This is a genomic window from Streptomyces sp. NPDC017056 (genome assembly GCF_044332485.1).
In the GTDB taxonomy this organism is placed as follows: domain Bacteria; phylum Actinomycetota; class Actinomycetes; order Streptomycetales; family Streptomycetaceae; genus Streptomyces.
In genome coordinates this window covers 353885-372152 of the sequence record NZ_JBIRPD010000008.1, presented here as the reverse complement: position 1 = coordinate 372152, position 18268 = coordinate 353885, and the positions used below count along the sequence as shown (strand labels likewise).

Sequence of the window (18268 nt, the reverse complement as noted above, 5' to 3'; positions counted from 1 at the left end):
CGGGCCCGCTCAAGGCAACGCCGCGTAACGTTTCGCCAGTTCGGCCGCCGTGCGGGCGACGGCCGTACGGAGCTCGGGCGGGCCCAGTACCTCCGCCTCCGTGCCGAGCCTGAGCAGGTCGCCGACCGCGACGGCCGGTGCCTCGATCGGCAGGTCCACCAGTACCCAGCCCTCGGCGTCCGGCGGGCCGGCGTCCGCCAGGGCCCGGGTGCCTGCCGCGCCGAACTGCATGGGCAGCAGCCGCTGTGCGCGTGGCGAGATCCGCAGCCGCGCCGTGCCCTGGTGCAGCCTGGCCTCCAGGCGGCGCGAGGACTCCGCCCAACAGGCGGCCAGGTCGAATGCGGCCGGGCGCTCGAAGGAGGTATCCGTCGGTTCCGCGGTCAGGAGGCGCGATATCCGGTAGGTGCGTGTCGGTATGGGGGCGTTGTTCGGTGCGGGGCCCGGTGGGGGGCTCGGTGCGGGGCTCGATGCAGGACCGTCCGTCCAGGCCACCGCGTACCAGATGCCGCCCTTGAGGACGAGGCCGAGCGGGCGGAGTTCCCTGCGGACCTCGCCGCCCCAGGCGCGGTAACGGACGCGCAGCACCCGCTGCTCCCACACGGCCTGCGCCACGGTGGCCAGGTGGGGTACGGGGTCGGCGTCCCGGAACCAGGCGGGTGCGTCCAGATGGAAGCGGTCCTGGAGGCGGCGGGCCCGGTCCGCCAAGCCGGCCGGGAGCGCGGCCTGCAGTTTCAGCTGGGCCGTCGCCAGGGCGGCGCCCAGGCCCAGTTCGCGCGCCGGCCCCGGCATGCCGGCGAGGAAGAGCGACTCCGCCTCCGCGTCGGACAGCCCGGTCAGCCGGGTGCGGTAGCCGTCCATCAGGGAGTAGCCGCCGGCCGGGCCGCGCTCGGAGCGGACCGGGACGCCCGAGGCGCCGAGCGCCTCGACGTCCCGGTAGACCGTACGCAGGGACACCTCCAGCTCGGCGGCCAGCTCGGGGGCGGTCATCCGTCCGCGGTTCTGGAGCAGCAGGAGGAGGGCGAGCAGGCGGTCGGCGCGCATGCGGCCATTGTGCCGCCGTACCTGACAGAAGGTGTCAGGTACGGGCGACAGGATCTGGTCACGCGCCGCGGGAAACACCGCGCCGCCGACCGAAAGGATCACCATGTCCGCACAGACCGCCACCGCGTCCGCACCGGACGGCACCACGACTGCGCAGGCCACCGGCCACTTCACGTACGCCGGCTGGGAGGAGCGCGCCGTCGGCCCGGACGGCACGCACCCGCGGCTCGCCCACGCCACCGTCACCAACGCCTTCTCCGGCGGGATCGAGGCCGCGCACACGACCTGCGAGTACACCATCGTCTACGTGACGGAGAAGACCGGCACGTTCACCGGCATGGAACTGCTGGACGGCAGCCTGGACGGGCGCCAGGGCGCCTTCGTCGTGGAGGAGCGCGGTTCGTTCGACGACGAAGGGAGCGTGTACTGCACCTTCGAGGTCGTACCGGGCTCGGCCACGGGAGACCTGGCCGGCCTGCGCGGCACCGGCGCGTTCACGGCCCGGCACGGCGAGCAGTCCGTCGCGTACACCTTCGACTACGACTTCGAGCAGGAATAGGGCCAAGGCCAGGACTAGGACTACGACTTCGGCTGAGGAGGGACGGGGCAGGCGGGGGAGACGGGGCGTCAGCCGGTCGGCTTTTCGGGTTCCGGCGCGAGGTGCGGGGCCGGCAGGCGGCGTACGAGGGGGGTGGCCGCGGCGCCCAGGAGGGTGGCCGAGGCGATGGCGCCGAGCGTGATGCCCCACGCCACCGGGCCGAGCGGGGTGCAGCCGAAGAACCGGCTGACGCCCGGCGTCTGGATGGCCGCCACCAGCACGGCGGCGGACCCCAGGCCCGCGACCAGCACCTTGCGGTCGGGCCCGCCGGTGACCACGGTCTGCGCGAGTTGGGTGCCGACGACCGCCGCGAGCGCGACGGTGCCCGCCCGGCGGCGTCTGCCGGTGAGCCGGGCGGCGCCCCAGGCCAGCGTCGCGCCAAGGGTCGTGGTGAGGCCGCGCAGCAGCATCTCGTGGGTGAGCGCGGCGCCCAGCGAACGGTCGGGGCCCTCGCTCAGGAGGCGTTCGCCGCCGTTCCCGGCCGGCTCGCGTACGGCGATGGCCAGCGCCGGCGCCAGGTCGGTGAGCAGGTTGACCAGCATGATCTGCCGGGCGGTCAGGGGCGACCGGCCGGTGAGGGCGGCGGCGAGCACGCTGAAGCTGATCTCGCCGAGGTTGCCGCCGATGAGGATGGCCAGCGCGGCACGCACCGAGGTCCACATCGCGCGGCCCTCCATCAGCGCCGCGATGATCGTCTCCAGCCGGTCGTCGCCGACGACGAGGTCGGCGGCGGCGGTGGCCGCCGGGGTGCCCCGGTTGCCCAGCGCGATGCCGATGTCGGCGAGCCGGATGGCGGGAGCGTCGTTGGCGCCGTCGCCCGTCATCGCCACGACCCGGCCGATGCGCTGGTACGCCTGGACGATCCGGACCTTGTGGTGCGGGCTGCACCGGGCGATCACGTCCACCCGGGGCAGCAGCTCGTCCAGCGCGTCGTCGTCCAGCTCGTCCAGGTCCGCCGCGTTGCACACATGCTGGGAGGCGCCGTTGTTGATGGTGGAGGCGATCGCGTCGGCGGTGGCGGGGTGGTCGCCGGTGAGCATGACGATCTGCACGCCGGCCTCGCGCAGCCGTTCGGCGGCGGGCAGGGCGCCGGCCCGTACGGGGTCGGAGAGGGTGAGGAAACCGAGGAAGTCGAGCCCGTCCACGGCGTCGTCGGTGAGCTGTTCACCGCTCTTCATGGGGCGTTCGGCGACCGCCAGGACCCGGCGGCCGGCGGCGGCCAGCTCCTCGGCGGTCGCGGTCAGGCGGGCGCGGGCGCGGTCGTCGAGCGGTTGGGTGGCCGCGCCGTCGGTACGGCGCCGGGCGCAGCGGGCCAGGACGTTCTCGGGGGCGCCCTTCACGCTGAGCAGCGTGCCGTGCGAGGCGCGCCCGGCGGTGGCGTGATAGGCGCGGGACGGTTCGAACGGCAGGTCGTCGGCGCGGCGCCAGTGGGGCGCGCCGACGCGCACGGTGACCCGCTGCCGGCGGGCCCCGGCCGCCACCGCCCGGTCGGTGTGGTGGGCCAGCGGCTCGGCGGAATGCGCCGAAGGAGTGGCGCGCAGGGCCGCGGCGAGGACCGTCTTGCGCGCGTCGTCCAGCCGGCCCGCGGGCAGCGCCCGTTCGCCGTCGCTGACCTCGGCGAGTTCCAGCGTCCCTTCGGTGAGGGTGCCGGTCTTGTCGAAGCACAGCACGTCGGCACGGCCGAGCGCCTCGATCGTACGGGGATTGCGGACCAGCGCCCCGTGCTCGGCGAGGCGGCGCGCGGCGGCCAGTTGGGCCGCGCTGACCAGGAACGGCAGGCCCTCGGGGACCGAGGCGACCGCCAGGTTCACCGCGGAGGCCAGCGTGTGGCGCAGGCGCCTGCCGTGCAGCAGCCCGGCACCGGCCACGGCGGCGGCCGAGCCGAGGGCGATCGGCAGGCTCGCCTTGGTCAGGGAGGCCAGCCGCTTCTCCACGCCCGCCGTGGGGGCGGCCTGCCGCGCGGTGGCCAGGCTGCGGCCGACCTCCGTGGCCGCGCCCGTGGCGACGACCACGGCTTTGGCCCGGCCGGCGGCCACCGTCGTGCCCTCGTACAGCATCGAGTGCCGGTCCGCGAGCTGCGCCGCCACCACCGGTGCCGGGTCCTTGCCCACCGGCAGGGACTCCCCGGTCAGCGAGGACTCGTCCACCTCCAGGCCCTCGGCCTCCACCAGGCGGCAGTCGGCCGGCACGACGTCCTCGGGGCCCAGTACGACGACGTCCCCGGAAACGAGATCACCCGCCGGGACCGGCCGCTCGGACCCGTCGCGCAGCACCCGCGCGCTGATCGCGGAGCGCGCGAACAACTCCGCCAACGCCCCTTCCGTGCGCACCCGCTGAATGCCGCCGACCAGCGCGGAGGTGCCGGTGATGGCGCCGACGAGCGCGGCGTCGGTGCGCGAGCCGACCGCGGCCGACAGCGCGGCGCCCGCCGCGAGCACGGGGGTGAGGGGGTTGGCGAGCTCCTCGACGAACGCGGCCGCGAGGCCGGTGCGCTGCGGGCCGTCCGAGCGCTGAGCAGGGGAGGAGCGGGCCTCGGCCTCGCGCGCTGACAGCCCGTCCGGCGTCGCGTTCAGGCGCTCCAGCACCCGGGAAACCGGCATCAGATGCCACGGCGTGCGCTGCGCCGGCGGCACCGGCGGGCGGGCCAGCAGCTGCCGGGCGCGCCAGGCACCGAGACAGAAGGCGGCGGACCCGGCGGTGTGCCCGGCAGCCGAGGCGCGCCGGGTGGCACGGGACGGGCGGGCCTGCACGGCGGCGATGGCCCCGACGCCGCTGCCGCCCGCGGCCAGCATCGCGCTCTCCCGGTCCACCTGCGCCGCGACGGCCACCGCGTCCACGATGAGCCCGACCGCACCCAGGTCCGTGCCGACCAGCAGGTGCGCGCCCCAGGCGGGCGCGTGGCCCTTGCGGTGCACGCCGATGCCGCAGTCGGACGCGCCCAGCGCCCGGCGGTTGCCCGAGACGAGCAGTACCACCGCGCCGTTGCCCTGCAACTCCCGTACGGACGCCACCAGGCGCTTCCCGCCCGGCATGACGGCGTCGGCGAACCCGCACTCCGGCTCCGGCCGGTCGGAGGCGAGCACGATCCGGGCCCCGGCACGGCGCGCGGCCGCCGCCACGGCCTGGGCACCCGGCGCCGTCTGCGCCGCCAGGGCCACGACGGCGCGCAGCCGCCCCTGCTGCGCCAGGCCCAGCAGATGGTCGCAGCCCTTCTGCCGCAACCGCTGCGCGGCAGGTCCCTCCGCGCCCTCGCCGTCCTCCGCCCCCGCCAGGTCCGACAGAGGGCCGAGGGCCCAGCCGTCCGCCGACCGCCGTAGCTCCAACGGATCGTCGGCATCGAACAGTTCGAACACCTGCTCAGTGGTCTCGTCCGGCTCCGCGTCCTCCAGCAGCTCCAGGTCGGCGAGGTCGTAACGGTTGCCGCGCAGCGCCGCCTCGTCCAGCACCACGCAGTCCACCTGTCCGAGCCTGCGCAGCACACCCCGGTCCATCGCCACCACGCCCTGCAGGGCCAAGAACCGCCCCAGGCCGGTGGCGAACCCCTCCCGCCCGGCCTCCGGCGCCTTCGGCATGCCGGCGAGCGCCACCGCCAGCCCCCGGCGCGGCCCGGCGAACGGCACCGCCGCCGCCCCCGCCGCGGCCCCCATGCCCAGCGACCGTTCGGTGTACCGGTCCACCGAGTCCTTCGGCGCGGGCACCGGCCGCTCGACCACGATCGGCTCGGCGGCGGCGTCCTGCGGGCCGCGCACCATCCGCGGCTCCACCGCCTCCCAGGCGTTCTTGTACGCGCTCGCCTCCCGCCACTGCGCCACCCGCTGTACGACATCCAGCATCAGCCCGCCGCCCCGCGTCGCCACGCCCTGCGCCAACGCGCTGACGGCCGGCAACAGCGACTCGGCCTGTTCGGGACCGGCCAGCCCCCAGGCCGCCAGCGCGCGCAGCTTCGGGTGGTGCTGCATCATCCCGGCCAGTGACCCGACCTCGGCGGGCAACGGAGCCCAAGGCGCCAGGCGCATCAGGGTGGCGAGGCCCAGCCCTACGGCGTCGGCGGCCAGCGCCGTCAGCGACTGCCGGGTCCGGGGTCCCTCGCACGGGTGATGCGGCTCCTGGCACCACTCACCGTGCTCGTCGCAGGCCGCGCCGCCGGCCGATCCCGTGCAGCTCGCCTCGGCGCGGGCCACCAGAGCGACCAGCTCCGCCTGCCGGGGCGCCTCCGGCCCGAGGGCGACCACCACCCGCCCGGACGGACCGTTCACCCGGGCCCACTCCACCCCCTTCTGCTGTTCGAGCACGCGCTCCACCCGCCGCGCGATCCGTTCCCCATCTGCCGTCTGCACCCCGGACACCGCGATGTAGCAGCGGCCCGGCCGCGACCACACCGCACGGTTCGGGACGCCCGCCACCTGCCAGGCCAGTTCCACGGCGCCCCGGGCGCCCGCCCGTACACCGTCCACCACCGGGCCGGGCAGCGGCAGGGGCGGCAACGGCACCCGCAGGTCCGACAGGCGGGGCATCCGCAGCCCCGTCAGCCCCGGCACGCCTGACAACAGCGACATCGGAGTCCCTTACCTCGAAGGAACCCCCGGCGGAGCGCGCAGGGGCACAGGACGGGTAACCCTCTTGCCTCCGCCCTACACCCGCGGTGCCCTACACCCGCGCTGCCCTACACCCGCACACCCGCGCTGTCACCCGCGCCGCGGTGCCCAAGGGTGTGACGCTGCCGGCCGGGCCGCCGCCACCGGACGTGCCCGCCCGGCCTGGTACGCCGTTCAGTCCACGGCCTCCGACGTCCGCCCGCACTGCGCGCACTGCCCCCGGCGGCGGAAGTAGTACGCGAGTGTCGCCGCACCGAGGGCCACGCCCCAAGTCGTCCAGAAGACGCCCGGACCGTTCGTGCCCCACATGGTGGGATCGAACAGGCGGATGTTCATCAGGCCGGCCGGTATGAGCACCAGGGCCACGGTCGTCGCGGGGACGATCGCCGTCGCCGGGCGGACGGGCTTGCCCGCCTTCCACCACACCCAGCGCGGCCACACCTCGCCCCAGCGGCCGATCAGACCGCGGGTGAGCAGGCCGCCGGCCGTCGACGCCACCGCCAGTCCGAGCCCGATCTCCAGCAGGCCCGGCGTGGCCTGCATGTCCGCCAGGAAGTCCCGGGAGATGCCGAGGGGCCAGCCGAAGTACCAGGCGAGCCGGGTCACGTCGTACGGGACGGTCGACGCGACGGCCGCGTACACCGCCCAGCGGCCCCACCGCCGCGCCGCGTCCGGGGTGGTCCAGCGCGCCGCGGCACGCCGGCCGCGGCCGCAGCGTACGCACCGGGCGCCGGTGCGCCGTTGGCAGGCCAGGGTCGCGGCGGCCCACAGCAGGCCGCCGATGAACACGATGACGAGGTTGCCCCGGTGCCAGTAGAGGACGTCCCCCACTCCGTCCTGCGGGCCCGGCAGGCCGGTGAACGCGAACACCGCCAGCAGCGGGGCGAAGGCCAGCAGCCCGAGCAGCGAGTAGTCGGGAATCAGGAGCGCCAGGACGCACGCCGTCACCCAGCCGAAGCCGAGCAGCCAGCCACGGGCTCTGCCCCGCACCCGGCCGCGTGCCATCAGCACGCCGGCGACCGTGCCGGCCGCGCCGACCGCGGCGATGGCGTAACCCACGACGTCCGGGCTGCTGGGTTCGAGCAGCGAGGCCGACGAGCGGTCGGCGGCGGTGGCCGCGAAGGGGTAACCCCTGCCGCCGAGCGCCCAGTACAGACCGGCGGCCCCGTACAGCAGGGACCACAGCGCCGCCAGGCAGCCGGCCAGGGCGGGCCACCGCGACCACCACCGGGAAACGGGAACGGGAGTGGGAGCGGGGGCGGGGGCGGAAACGGGGGTGGAATCAGGGGCAGTGGTGGTCTCCGGCTCGGTCCGCGTCGGCATGGTCGTCCGTCCTCTCTCCCGCCCGGCAGCGGTGCCCGCCGGCGCTGTTCCAGCCTGCTGCCGCGCAGGCCCTCCGGAACATCTGCCGATCGGCAGAACCGGGCGCGATCACCGTGCCGCGCCTCTGCCATACGGCAGAGGCTTCCGCTGTAACGGCCTTGTCAGCGCTGCTCGGCGGCTTCGTCGGGGGCGCTGCGGTGCCGGTCGGCCAGGGCGGTGATGCCTGCTGTGGCCGCGGTGGCGAGGTCGGTGAGCATCGCGTCGTCGACGGGCAGGTTGAGGATGTACAGGGCGGACGCCAGGCAGCCGAGCAGCAGCAGGTGGGCCATCGCGGGGTCGACGGGCCCGGCCAGCTCGCGGCGGGCCACGGCCTGTTCGACGATGTCGGCGAAGGCGGCCTGTTCGGCGGCCAGGAAGGTGTCCTGGAACCGCTTGACCAGCTCGGGATTGACGGCGAGTTCGCCGATCAGGGCCGGTGCCAGCTGGCGGGCCTCCGGGGTGGCCATGCGGACGTGGAACGCGCGGACCAGCGCCAGCAGGTCCCCGTGCAACGAGCCGGTGCGGGCCAGCGGGGGCAACTGCCGGTCGTACATGGTGGCGGCGAACGCCATCTCGGCCTTGGACGCGTGCCGGCGGTAGATCGCCGCCTTGCCCACCCCGGCGCGCGCCGCGACCCGGTCGACGGTCAGCGCCGGGTAGCCGGCTTCGTCGATCAGCTCACGCGTGGTCTGGAGGATCTTGTCGTCCACGCGACTGTCCCGGGGACGTCCACCCCGTTGCCTTCTCGCCGTCATGGCTGCACTATACGAAACGAGAGTATCGAAACGTCAGTATCGGAACCGTGGGTTCGAAATCGCTGGTCCCCGCTACGCGGAGACGACAGGGGAAACGGTGACGAAGCCGCACCGTGCGGCTTCACGACCAGAGCGGAGAACTCGGATGATCAAGTGGGCCGGCTGGATTTTCGCGTTGTGCGGAACCCTGCACACGATCGGTGCCTTGACGGTGGAGAAAGCCGCGCGCCACGCCGGGACGTGGTTCAGCGGCGGGCTGCGGCACGAGGACCTCGCCGACATGAGTCCGGCGGGCAGCGCGTACTGGCTGAGCGTGGAGAGCTTCGGCATACCGCTCTTCCTGATCGGCCTGACGGTGCTGTGGCTGGACCGCCGCGGCATCGTCCCGCCGGCGTTCATCGCCTGGACGCTGGGGGCCTGGACCGCCGTCGGCGCCGTGGTCCTCCCGTTCACGCCCTGGCCGCTCTTCGCGATCGGATGCGCCCTGCTGCTGATCGGAGCCCGTCGCGCCCGCCGCGAGAACCCCGCGCCCGAGGCGGGGCTTCCGCAAGCGTGAACACGGGCCGTGACGCGAGCCCGCCCATCGGCCCGATGGCGCCGGCGGAACTGCCGGAGGCGAGCGTCAAGCCGGCGGCCGCCGAGGGGCTCGTCGTGGAGAACGGGCCCTGACCGCACGCCCCATCGAGGAGATGGCCGAGGAGCCCGACGGGTGCCGCCGGGGAGACGCGCCCCGGCGGCACCTTGGCAGAGTCGTGCTCGCGCGTACCGGGTCGGTCGCCCGGGTCAGTCGCCCGTGTCGGTGGCCCAGATGGGGTTTCCGTCGTGGTAGATCACCACGTTGCCGTCGTCCTGTACGACGAGCGTGGAGCCGGGGCGGCCGTTGGTGTTGCTCGCCCAGACCGGCTTGTCGTTCTCGGTGTAGACCACGAGGTTGCCGTCGTCCTGGAATATCGCGTAGCCGCCGTCCGGCACGGTGTCCGCAGACCACGCCGCCTTGCTGATGCTGTCCTTGTAGAGGACGAAGTTGCCGTCTTCCTGGAGACGCAGCAGTGCCCGGCCGTTGCCCGACGTCCATGCCTGGTTCCGGTAGATCCTGGCCTGCGGTGTGTCCGGTGAGATCGAATTGTTGCTCATACTCCGTCGCCTCCTTGGCGGTATGCGGAGAAGCCCCCCGACCGACTGCGACGCTAGCCGCGGCGCCGGGGGGAGTTGGAGGGGGAATTACGCCGCGCCGCATGATGGCGTGATCCGGGCGTGGTGACTCGAACAAACTTTGGGGTCAGGGAAGTTGTCGTTCCCCCTGGTGCCCGTGCGCCGTCGGAGGTAGGAGGTTAGAGGGCTGCGTGTCAGGCCGGGAAGGCCCGGCCGGCACGCGGGGTGAGGGGGCGTCATGACCACTCCGGCGGCACTGCGCTTGCTGCGCGGCAGCGATCTGCTCGACCTGTCGTTCGGCTTCTCCGGGCTGAAAGCCGAAGGCTCCGCCGACAACAGAAGGCTGGTGCGCGCCGACCCGGCGGCGGACGGCCTGATCACCGTCACCTTCGGGCCGCAGCACACGGTGGAGCAGGCGTTCAGCGACGAAGTCCCCGGCGAGCCCCGCGACCTGCCCGTGGGCTCGCTGATCAGCGGCCGGACCGTACTGGTCTTCGAGGTCGGCCCCCAGGACTCGGTGCCCTTCTCCGAGGGCGGGCTGCTCGAAGCGATGCGCCGGCTGCCGCTGCGCGTCGTGGACGCGGCCCGCGAGCCGGACACGCCGCCCCCGGCGCTCCGCCCGCCGCCCGCCGTACCGGACGGCGGCCAGGACCCCGCGGCCCGTGCCATGACCCTGGTACGGCTGGTGGCCACGACGGCGGAACTGGCCACCCGCCACGGCCTGCGGACGTCGCTCGCCGCCGCTGAGGCGGCGGGCGCGGTGCCCGAAGGACCGGAGCCAGGGGCGGCCCACGGCGCCGTGGCCGCGGCCGGCCCGCAGGACCCGCTCGCCGACCCGGCCCGCCCGCGCACCGGCGTCGAACTGCCGTACCGGCTGTACCTGTCGCCCTCGCAGAAGGGCCGCTGGATCCACCGGGGCGAGCTGCCGCCACCGGAGCCGGGCGCCCGCGTCGAGCTCTGGCACACCCGCTTCGACGGCGCCACCGTCCGCGCGGTGTGGAACCGGGAGCGCGGCGGCGACCCCGGCGCGCCCTACGCGTTCCGGCAGGCCCTGGAGCCGGACGACCGCCGCGACATCGTCGACCTCACCACCGGCGCCGGCCTCCTCAAGCCGGACGGCACCCCGTACGTCCCCGCGCCGGTCGCCGTACGGCTGCTGATGCTGTCGGCCGCCGGCGGCTGGCTGGACGGCCTCGGCACCTGGCCGGAGCGCCCGCGGGGCGTCTCGCTCTCCGAGTGGCGCCACCGGGCCGCCATGGGCCGTGACCAGTACGTACGGGTGATGCGGGAGGGGTTCCTGTGCCCCTTCGGGCACAAGGCGGTGTACGTCCGTGTCACCGAGCGGAAGTTCGACGACCACCGCGGCGCGTACCTCGTGCAGCGTGAATTCGTCGTCGTACGGCAGCCGTTGAGGACGTACGACCCGAAGGTGCCGCTGCCGTCCGGTACCGACCCGGCGAGCGACCTGGCGAACGTGCTGTTCCCGTTCACGAGCGTGCGGCTCGACACCCTGGAGACGCCGAATCTCGTCCCGCCCGCCGACCGGAAGAAGTTCTTCCCCGCGACGCCCGCCGAGTCGCCGTTCCACTTCAAGGTCACCGCGGTCGACCACGGCGGGAACACGGTGGAGTTCCGTACGCCACTGCTCTTCCTGGACGAGACCCTGGCCTCCGGAGCCGGCCTCGCCGCCGCCGTCGCCGAGTACAACGCGCTGGACACGAACCCGCCGACGGCAGCGGCCACGGCCGTCGCCGTGGCGGCCCCCGTGGCGGCCAGCGCCGAACTCCTCGGCCAGTCGGTGGCCCTCGCGCCCAGCCTCAGGCCCGACGACACCCGGCTCGACGTCGCCCGGATGGTGTGGGGCATGGCGGCGCCGCCCGCCCTGGCCGACCCGGCGCCCGGCGACCCGGCCGTCTCGAAGAACGCGCAGTTCCTGCCGCAACTGCGCTGGGCGCAGGCCACCGTGCCCGCCGTCGGCCGGCTCAGCGGCGCGGACACCACCGTGCCCGTCGCCTACGCGAAGCGGTACGCGCTGTCCGGCTTCGACACGGTCGGCGGACCGGTCCGCAAGGCCAACGCGGGGCAGGTCTTCCTGAGCCTGCTGACGCCCGCCGACGCGCCGCTGCGGATGGACTTCGGCGACCGGCGCGACCGGTCCGGCGGGCTCACCGCGCCGAGCATGCTGGTGTCGGGCCTGTCGCGGCTGACCGGGCCGGTGTCGGGCGTCCCGGTGCCCGGCGGGCAGGACCCGCTCGACGCCATCGCGAACGGCACCTTCAAGCCCGAGGAGTTCTTCCGCCCGCTGGACGCCCTGGACGAGATCGGCCCGAGCCTGCTGGGCGTGGTCCCGCTGGCCAAGGTGATCAAGGGCGTGGACAGCCTGGGCCAGGCACTGAAGGTGCCGAACTTCTTCACCGAGACCGTCAGCGCGGTCACCGGCTTCCTCTCCGACCTCGGCCGGGCCCGGCAGCTGCTCGCCCGCGAACTCGACCGTTACCCGCCCGCCGCCCGCCAGGTCGCCGACACGGCCGAGAAGTTCGTGACCGTCGTCGGCGACTTCGTCGCCCAGGGCCTTTCCGGGCGCACCGGGCCGATCACGATGCGGCAGGTCGACGACGCCTTCAACGCCTTCGCCGCCGCCCTGGACAACCTGCTGAATACCCTCCCCGCCGACGCGGACCCGGGCGTGCGCGCCCTGCTGGCCCGGGCCCGGCAGCAGGTGGCGACCTGGACCACGGCCGCCGGAGAGGTCATCGCGCTGCGCGACGCCGTACAGCAGGCCGCCGCGGGCTTCCGTCTCCCCGAGACCGTCAACGCGCGCCTGGAGTGGAACCCGGAGATCAAGCCCGTCCTCCTGGACGGCTCCCCGGTCTTCCTGCCGGACGCGGACGGACGGCTGTCCCTCGTCGTCGACCTGCGCGGATCCCTGCGCCGTGACCTGGCCGTCGGCGCCGACATCAGCTGCAGCCTGGAGAACTTCTCCCTCGTTTTGGTGCCGAAGTTCAACGCCCTCCAACTGCGCTTCAAACACGTGCGGTTCGTCGCGCGCGCCGGACGGAAACCCGAGATCGACGTCGTCCTCAAGGGCGTCGACTTCATCGGTCCGCTCTCCTTCGTGCAGACGCTGCGCCGGCTCATCCCCGTGGACGGTTTCAGCGATCCGCCGGGCATCCAGGTCACGCCCTCGGGCATCGTCGCCCGCTACGGCCTGCCGCTGCCGAGCCTGGCCATCGGCGTGTTCAGCCTGGAGAACCTGCGGCTGGACGCCTATCTCGATCTGCCCTTCATCGGCAGGTCGCTGGAGGTCGGCTTCTCCTTCTGCAGCCGCCAGGCCCCCTTCCGGCTCACCGTCTCGCTGTTGGGCGGCGGCGGCTTCTTCGGCATCGTCCTGACGCCCCAGCGGGTGGCCGTACTGGAGGCCGCGCTCGAATTCGGCGCCGCCGTCTCGCTGAACTTCGGGGTCGCCAGCGGCAGCCTGTCCGTCATGGCGGGCATCTACTTCCGCCTGGAACTCGCCACCGGCGAGTCCCGGCTGACCGGCTACTTCCGGGCCCGGGGCGAGGTCGACGTCCTCGGCATCGTCTCCGCCTCCGTCGAGATCTACCTCGACCTCACCTTCGACACCGCGACCGAGACCGTCTACGGGCGGGCCAGGATCTCCGTCAGCGTGCACATCGGCTTCTGGTCGCAGTCGGTCACCATCGAGTGCGAGAAGCGTTTCGTGGGCGCCGGACGCTCCTCCGCCGCGCTCGCCGGGGGCGCCGCCGAGCCGCCACCGCGCAGCGCCACCTTCGCCGAGATGATGGCGCCCTACACCGACCCCGTCACCGGCGCCCCGCGCGACCCCGTCACCGAGTACTGCACCGCCTTCGCGGAAGTGAGCTGAGCCATGCCCGAGACGATCCGCTGGACCGTACTGCCCGACGGCCCGGCCGCCGACGGCAGGCTCCGGCTGACCGTGCTGGTCAGCCCCCGCCTCACCGGCGGCACCCGCCTGGACGACTTCCGCGGCTTCGAGGACTGGCCGCGGACCCTGCGTACGTACGCGTCCGCGCTCCAGGTGGAGTTCCTGGCGCCCGGCGCCACCGGCCCCGGCGTCGTCGTGCCCACCACGGCGCAGACCGGGCGCTTCCCGCCGGCCGACAGCCCGCTGTGGACCGAACTGTTCAAGCCCGACACGGTGGTACGGGCGCCCGCGGGCGCCTTCGCCGCCGCCGACCCGCCGCCGACCCTGCGCTCGTACCCCGCCGGAGCCGTCCGCGACCAGGTCGCGGCGCTGTACGAGGCGGCGGTGACCGCCACGGCGGCGCGCCGCGCGTTCCCGGACACCGGCGGGTCGGAGAACGGCGCGGCCCTGGGCGCCGGCGCCGCCGCGGCACAGGGCCCGCCCCCCAGCTGGGACCACCCCCAAGGAAGCGACCTCCGCGCCGTCCTGACCCAGACCATCAGGACCTTCTCCCGCCGGGTCGACGGGAGTTACTCCCGGCTCGACGACCTCATCGCCCGCCCTCCGGGACAGCGGCAGGGCGCCGCCGCCGGACCGAACCCGTACCGCCCCCGGCACATCGACCGCGCCGCCCGCGAGTACCGGGACGACGGCGCGCTGCTCGGCCTCGCCGAGATGTACCGGTTCTACGACCGCACACCGAGGACGGCGGCCCCGGCCGCCGCCGAACCCCCGGTGGCGGAACCGGACTTCGACTTCCACACCGCGTGCGCCCTCCTCGCGGACTACCCCGAACTCCTGCGTCGCTTCGGCCTCGCGCTCGACCTGCTGGTCACACCCCCGCCCGGACTGGCCGACCGGTGGCAGGCGCGCGTCACCTTCGCGGCCGCCCAAGGGCAGCTGAACGACGACGAGAAGCTGCGGCCCTGGACGGCCCTGCGCCACGTCCCCGGCCGGCGCTTCGAACCGTACGCCGCCGACGACGGCTTCCACGGCCACCGGATGCTCAAGCTGGGCGCCGACGAGGTCCACACCGTCGACCTCGACCTGGACGGCGCGGCGATGAAGTTCGTCGAGTTCTCCCGCGTCATCGACCAGTACCTGAGCGGGGTGAGCGAACCCGGCGCTGCCGTCGCCGCCGACCCCACCGCGCTGCCGGCGCTTCAAGGCGCGGGCCTGACCGTCGTCCACGACAACCGCGACCAGGTACTGGCCGACCAGATGGAGGCCGACGCACGGCACACCGCAGGCGTCGGCCCCGACGGCAGCCCCGCCACCGCCGCCGTCCTGGACGCCGCCCACCTCGTCCGGGGCCTGCGCGTCGACGTCGGCGTCGTGGACGCCGCGACCGGCCGCGTCGCCGCGTGGTACCCGCTGTGCGCCCGCACCGGCACGTACGCCATCCGGCGGCCGGGCGCGCCGCCCGTACCCCTCGCCGCAGCGCCCGACGAGGGGCACGTCAAGGCGACCGCCGTCACCCGCGACCGCGCGGCCGACCGGCAGCTCTACGTCCACCAGGCGCTCTTCGGCTGGCACGGCTGGAGCCTGGCCGCACCGCCGCCCGGGCGGACCGTCGGCGCCGACGACCGGCCGCGGGTGCCCGACCCCGGGATCTCGGGCCGCTTCCCGCTCTCCGCCGCGTTCCGGCCGACGCCCGGCACCCTGCCCGTCCTCAGGTACGGCCGTACCTACCGGCTGCGCGCCCGCCTGGTCGACCTCGCGGGCAACAGCCTCGGCCCGGGCGCCCCCGCCGTGGAGGGGACCGCCACCGAACCGCTCACCTACGCCCGGTGGGAGCCTGTGCCGCCGCCCGTGATCGTCCCGCGGTGGCCCTTCCTGGAAGGCGAGTCGGAACCGCACCTGGTCATCCGCAGCACCGTCGAGGACTCCGGACGCCCGCTCACGCCCCAGGAGTGGGCCGCCCTCCGCAACCCGCAGGTCCCCGACCACGAGAAGGAGTCGCCCGCCGACGGGCTCGACCGCCGCTACCGGGCCTTCGACGAACGGCACATCAGCCCGCCCAAGACCGCCCTCCAGATGGCCGAGCAGCACGGCATGTACGACGGCGTCTTCGGGCCCGGCAAGCCGGACGCGCTGCGGCGCCAGTACTTCGCCGCGGCGTCCCGCGAGGCGGGCAGCTACCTCGACACCGTGGTCAGCCTCCCGGAAGACCCCCGTGTCACCCGCGACCTCAAGGCCGCCCGCGAGATCCACGTCGCCAAGCACAGCCCGCGCGACACCTCACCGCTGACCGAACTGCCCGTGGCGCGCGGCAGCGGCCTGCACACGGGCGAGTACGTCGTCCACGACGCGGGCCAGTTGCTGCTGCCCTACCTGCCCGACGTCCTCGCCCGCGGCGTCTCGCTGCGCGGCCTGCCGGGCACCGGCGCCGACCCGAACCGCACGTACGACTTCACCGGGACCTGGCCGCAGGCCAGGCCGCTGCGGCTGCGGATCGTCGAGGGGGACCGCCCGCCCGACCCGCCGGTGGGCGGCGTGCTGACCGTGTACGTTCCCAAGGCCGAGGCCGTGACCGTACGGATGAGCTGCCGGATCGCCGAGGCGGACCTCGGCCTGTTCCGCGTCTGGCAGCTGCTGACCGGCTCCGCGCTGTGGCACGACCCGGTGCGCATGACCCCGGACAAGCAGCGCGAGCTGACGGCGGCTTCGGCGGCCGGCGAGAACTGGATGATCACCCCGTGGACGGAACTCACCCTCGTCCACGCCGTCGAGAAGCCGCTGGAACCACCGGCCCTGGCGGACCTGCGCTTCGAACGGACGGCGGGGGAGACCTCCGCGCGCGTCTCCGGCACGCTGTCCCTGCACGCCAAGAGCACCGGCCGTATCGACATCGACGCCACCTGGCAGGAGTGGCTCGACGACGTCAAGGAAGCCGCGCCGCGCCGGGTCACCGGCTACGACCACGTGGGCGACCTCACCCCGGGCCCCCGCCTCGACACCCGCACGTTCGGCGACGTACGGCACGAGTTCCGCGACACCCGCCACCGCAACGTCACCTACACGCCGACCGCGACCACCCGCTTCCGCGAGTACTTCCACCCGGCGATCACCGACCGCACCGAACTGATCACCCGCAAGGGACCCGCCGCCGCCGGGCCCACCGGGCGGGGCTGGCCGGTCCCGGCCACCCGCCGCCCCGAACCGCCCGAGGTCAGCCACGTCGTGCCCACCTTCACCTGGGAACGCACGGTGGACTCCGCCGCGCACCGGGTCACCAGGGTCCGGCGCGCCGCGGGCATCCGCGTCTACCTGCGCCGCCCGTGGTTCAGCTCCGGCGACGACGAACTGCTCGCCGTCGTCCTGGACCCGGGCAGCAAACTGCCGGCCGAACTCGTCACCCGCTGCGGCATCGACCCCGTGTGGGCGGACGACTCCGTCCTGCCGCGCCTGCGCACCGCCAACTTCCCCAACGCCGCCGTCACGGCCACCGGCCGCGTCCTGGCCGAGACCGTCGGCGAGGCGCCCGCGACGGTCTCGGTCGCGGCCTTCGCGCCCGTGTACGACGAGCGGCTGGGCCTGTGGGCCTGCGACATCGACGTGGACCTCGGCGACCTCGCCGACAGCCCCGCCTACTTCCCCTACCTGCGGGCCGCCCTCGCCCGCTACCAGCCGTACGCCGTGGACCCCCTCCACCTGTCGAAGGTGGTCACCGCCGAGTTCGTCCAGCTGATGCCGGACCGCACGGTCACCGCCGCCATGACGGCCGGCGGCCGGATCAGGGTCGAGCTGAGCGGCCCGGCCGCGGCCAACGACGTCGGGGAGTTCACCGGCTCCGGCCTGGCGGGGATGGCGGCCAGCCGCCGCGTCGTCGCGACCGTGCAGCAGCGGAGCCGCACCGCCGGCGAACTGGAATGGGCGGCGACCGCCGCCACCACCGAACTGACCTGCACGGCACGCGGCACCGGTTTCGTCTGGGCCGGGGAGCTGACGCCGCCGCCAGGGCAGTTCCCTTTCCCCTCGCCCCATCGGCTGCTCGTCGAGGAGAACGAGACGTACTTCACCGACCGGACCACGGCGACCGGCACCGTCACCGCGAACGGGACCACGCGGCCGGTCGGCCGGCGGCTGGTGCACGCCGACTACTTCGGCCTGACGACGACGGTGCTGGGGCAGATCGTGCTGGACGAGGGGTGAACGCGGGCCCGCGCGCCGGGCCCGGGGCGGTCACCTCCCCATGGCGAAGCGCAGCAGGCTCTCCTGGTCGCCCTGCTTGACCGTGCCGCGCTCGTTGATGACCTCCAGCTTCCACGAGGCACCGGCGCGGTACGCCTTCGCGACGGCGATCGCGTTGCCCGAACCGAGCAGCGACGGCCAGATGTCGGCGACCTGCGCGGTGCTGCCGCCGGTGCTGTCGTACACCTTGAAGGAGACGTTCGCGGCCTTCGCGAAGTCGCTGCCCTTCTTGAACGCGGCGCAGACGAAGACGATGGAGGTCACCTGGGCGGGGACCTTGTCGAAGGTGACCTCGATCAGCTCGTCGTCGCCGTCGCCGCGGCCGGTCTGGTTGTCGCCCGTGGTGGTGACCGCGCCGTTCTGCAGCGGGTCGGTCACGTCCAGGCCGGCGAACCGGACCGGGTCGTCGCCGTTCAGGAGGATGGCGAACGCGTCCAGGTCGGTGCCGCGGGCCTTCTTCAGCTTCCCCATGAAGCCACCGCTGGTACCGCTGGTGGCGTCCCACGAGGCGCCGATGCCCATCTTCGTCACGCCGTCCAGGTCGGCGGCTCCGTGCTCCTTGGTCAGGGTCAGGACGGAGGGCGTGGCGGGGGTGGGGGTCGTCATGGTGCGCGCCTTTCGATAA

Annotated in this window: 10 protein-coding genes; 4 read left to right on the top strand and 6 right to left on the bottom strand. The window is 74.3% G+C overall.

Annotated features, from left to right (window positions below):
• Nucleotides 1–9: 9 nt before the first annotated feature.
• On the bottom strand, nt 10–1041 hold the full coding sequence (locus tag ACH4OW_RS17600) for a helix-turn-helix transcriptional regulator (protein WP_398028646.1): 1032 nt from the start codon (nt 1039–1041) through the stop codon (nt 10–12).
• A 103-nt stretch (nt 1042–1144) separates the two neighbouring features.
• On the opposite strand from ACH4OW_RS17600, the gene ACH4OW_RS17595 reads away from it, so the two are divergent.
• Complete coding sequence (locus ACH4OW_RS17595) at nt 1145–1600, top strand: DUF3224 domain-containing protein (RefSeq protein WP_398028644.1); 456 nt, start codon at nt 1145–1147, stop codon at nt 1598–1600.
• Between the two features lie 68 nt (nt 1601–1668).
• Here the strand turns inward: ACH4OW_RS17595 and ACH4OW_RS17590 are convergent, their stop codons facing one another.
• The 3 genes from ACH4OW_RS17590 to ACH4OW_RS17580 all read right to left on the bottom strand — a co-directional run bounded on the left by ACH4OW_RS17590 (nt 1669) and on the right by ACH4OW_RS17580 (nt 8306).
• The gene (locus ACH4OW_RS17590) at nt 1669–6195 is read right to left on the bottom strand and encodes an HAD-IC family P-type ATPase (protein ID WP_398028642.1); all 4527 of its coding nucleotides are present in this window, start codon (nt 6193–6195) and stop codon (nt 1669–1671) included.
• Nucleotides 6196–6408: 213 nt separating this feature from the next.
• A complete protein-coding gene (locus tag ACH4OW_RS17585) occupies nt 6409–7557 on the bottom strand; it encodes an NYN domain-containing protein (RefSeq protein ID WP_398028640.1) in 1149 nt (382 codons plus the stop codon).
• 161 nt (nt 7558–7718) lie between these two features.
• Complete coding sequence (locus ACH4OW_RS17580; RefSeq protein ID WP_398028637.1) at nt 7719–8306, bottom strand: TetR/AcrR family transcriptional regulator; 588 nt, start codon at nt 8304–8306, stop codon at nt 7719–7721.
• A 190-nt stretch (nt 8307–8496) separates the two neighbouring features.
• Here ACH4OW_RS17580 and ACH4OW_RS17575 point away from each other — a divergent pair, with 190 nt between their 5' ends.
• Nucleotides 8497–8907, top strand: coding sequence for a DUF6463 family protein (locus ACH4OW_RS17575; protein WP_398028635.1), 411 nt, complete (start codon nt 8497–8499; stop codon nt 8905–8907).
• A gap of 227 nt (nt 8908–9134) precedes the next feature.
• Here ACH4OW_RS17575 and ACH4OW_RS17570 read toward each other — a convergent pair whose 3' ends face one another.
• Nucleotides 9135–9485 carry a hypothetical protein gene (locus tag ACH4OW_RS17570; protein ID WP_360132946.1) on the bottom strand — a complete coding sequence of 117 codons (351 nt, stop codon included), beginning with the start codon at nt 9483–9485 and terminating at the stop codon, nt 9135–9137.
• 256 nt (nt 9486–9741) lie between these two features.
• Here ACH4OW_RS17570 and ACH4OW_RS17565 point away from each other — a divergent pair, with 256 nt between their 5' ends.
• The gene (locus ACH4OW_RS17565) at nt 9742–13389 is read left to right on the top strand and encodes a hypothetical protein (RefSeq protein ID WP_398028632.1); all 3648 of its coding nucleotides are present in this window, start codon (nt 9742–9744) and stop codon (nt 13387–13389) included.
• 3 nt (nt 13390–13392) lie between these two features.
• Nucleotides 13393–17604 carry a hypothetical protein gene (locus tag ACH4OW_RS17560; protein WP_398028630.1) on the top strand — a complete coding sequence of 1404 codons (4212 nt, stop codon included), beginning with the start codon at nt 13393–13395 and terminating at the stop codon, nt 17602–17604.
• 30 nt (nt 17605–17634) lie between these two features.
• Here the strand turns inward: ACH4OW_RS17560 and ACH4OW_RS17555 are convergent, their stop codons facing one another.
• Entirely contained in the window at nt 17635–18249 is a 615-nt protein-coding gene (locus ACH4OW_RS17555) for a TerD family protein (RefSeq protein ID WP_360132938.1), read from the bottom strand.
• Nucleotides 18250–18268 lie beyond the last annotated feature (19 nt).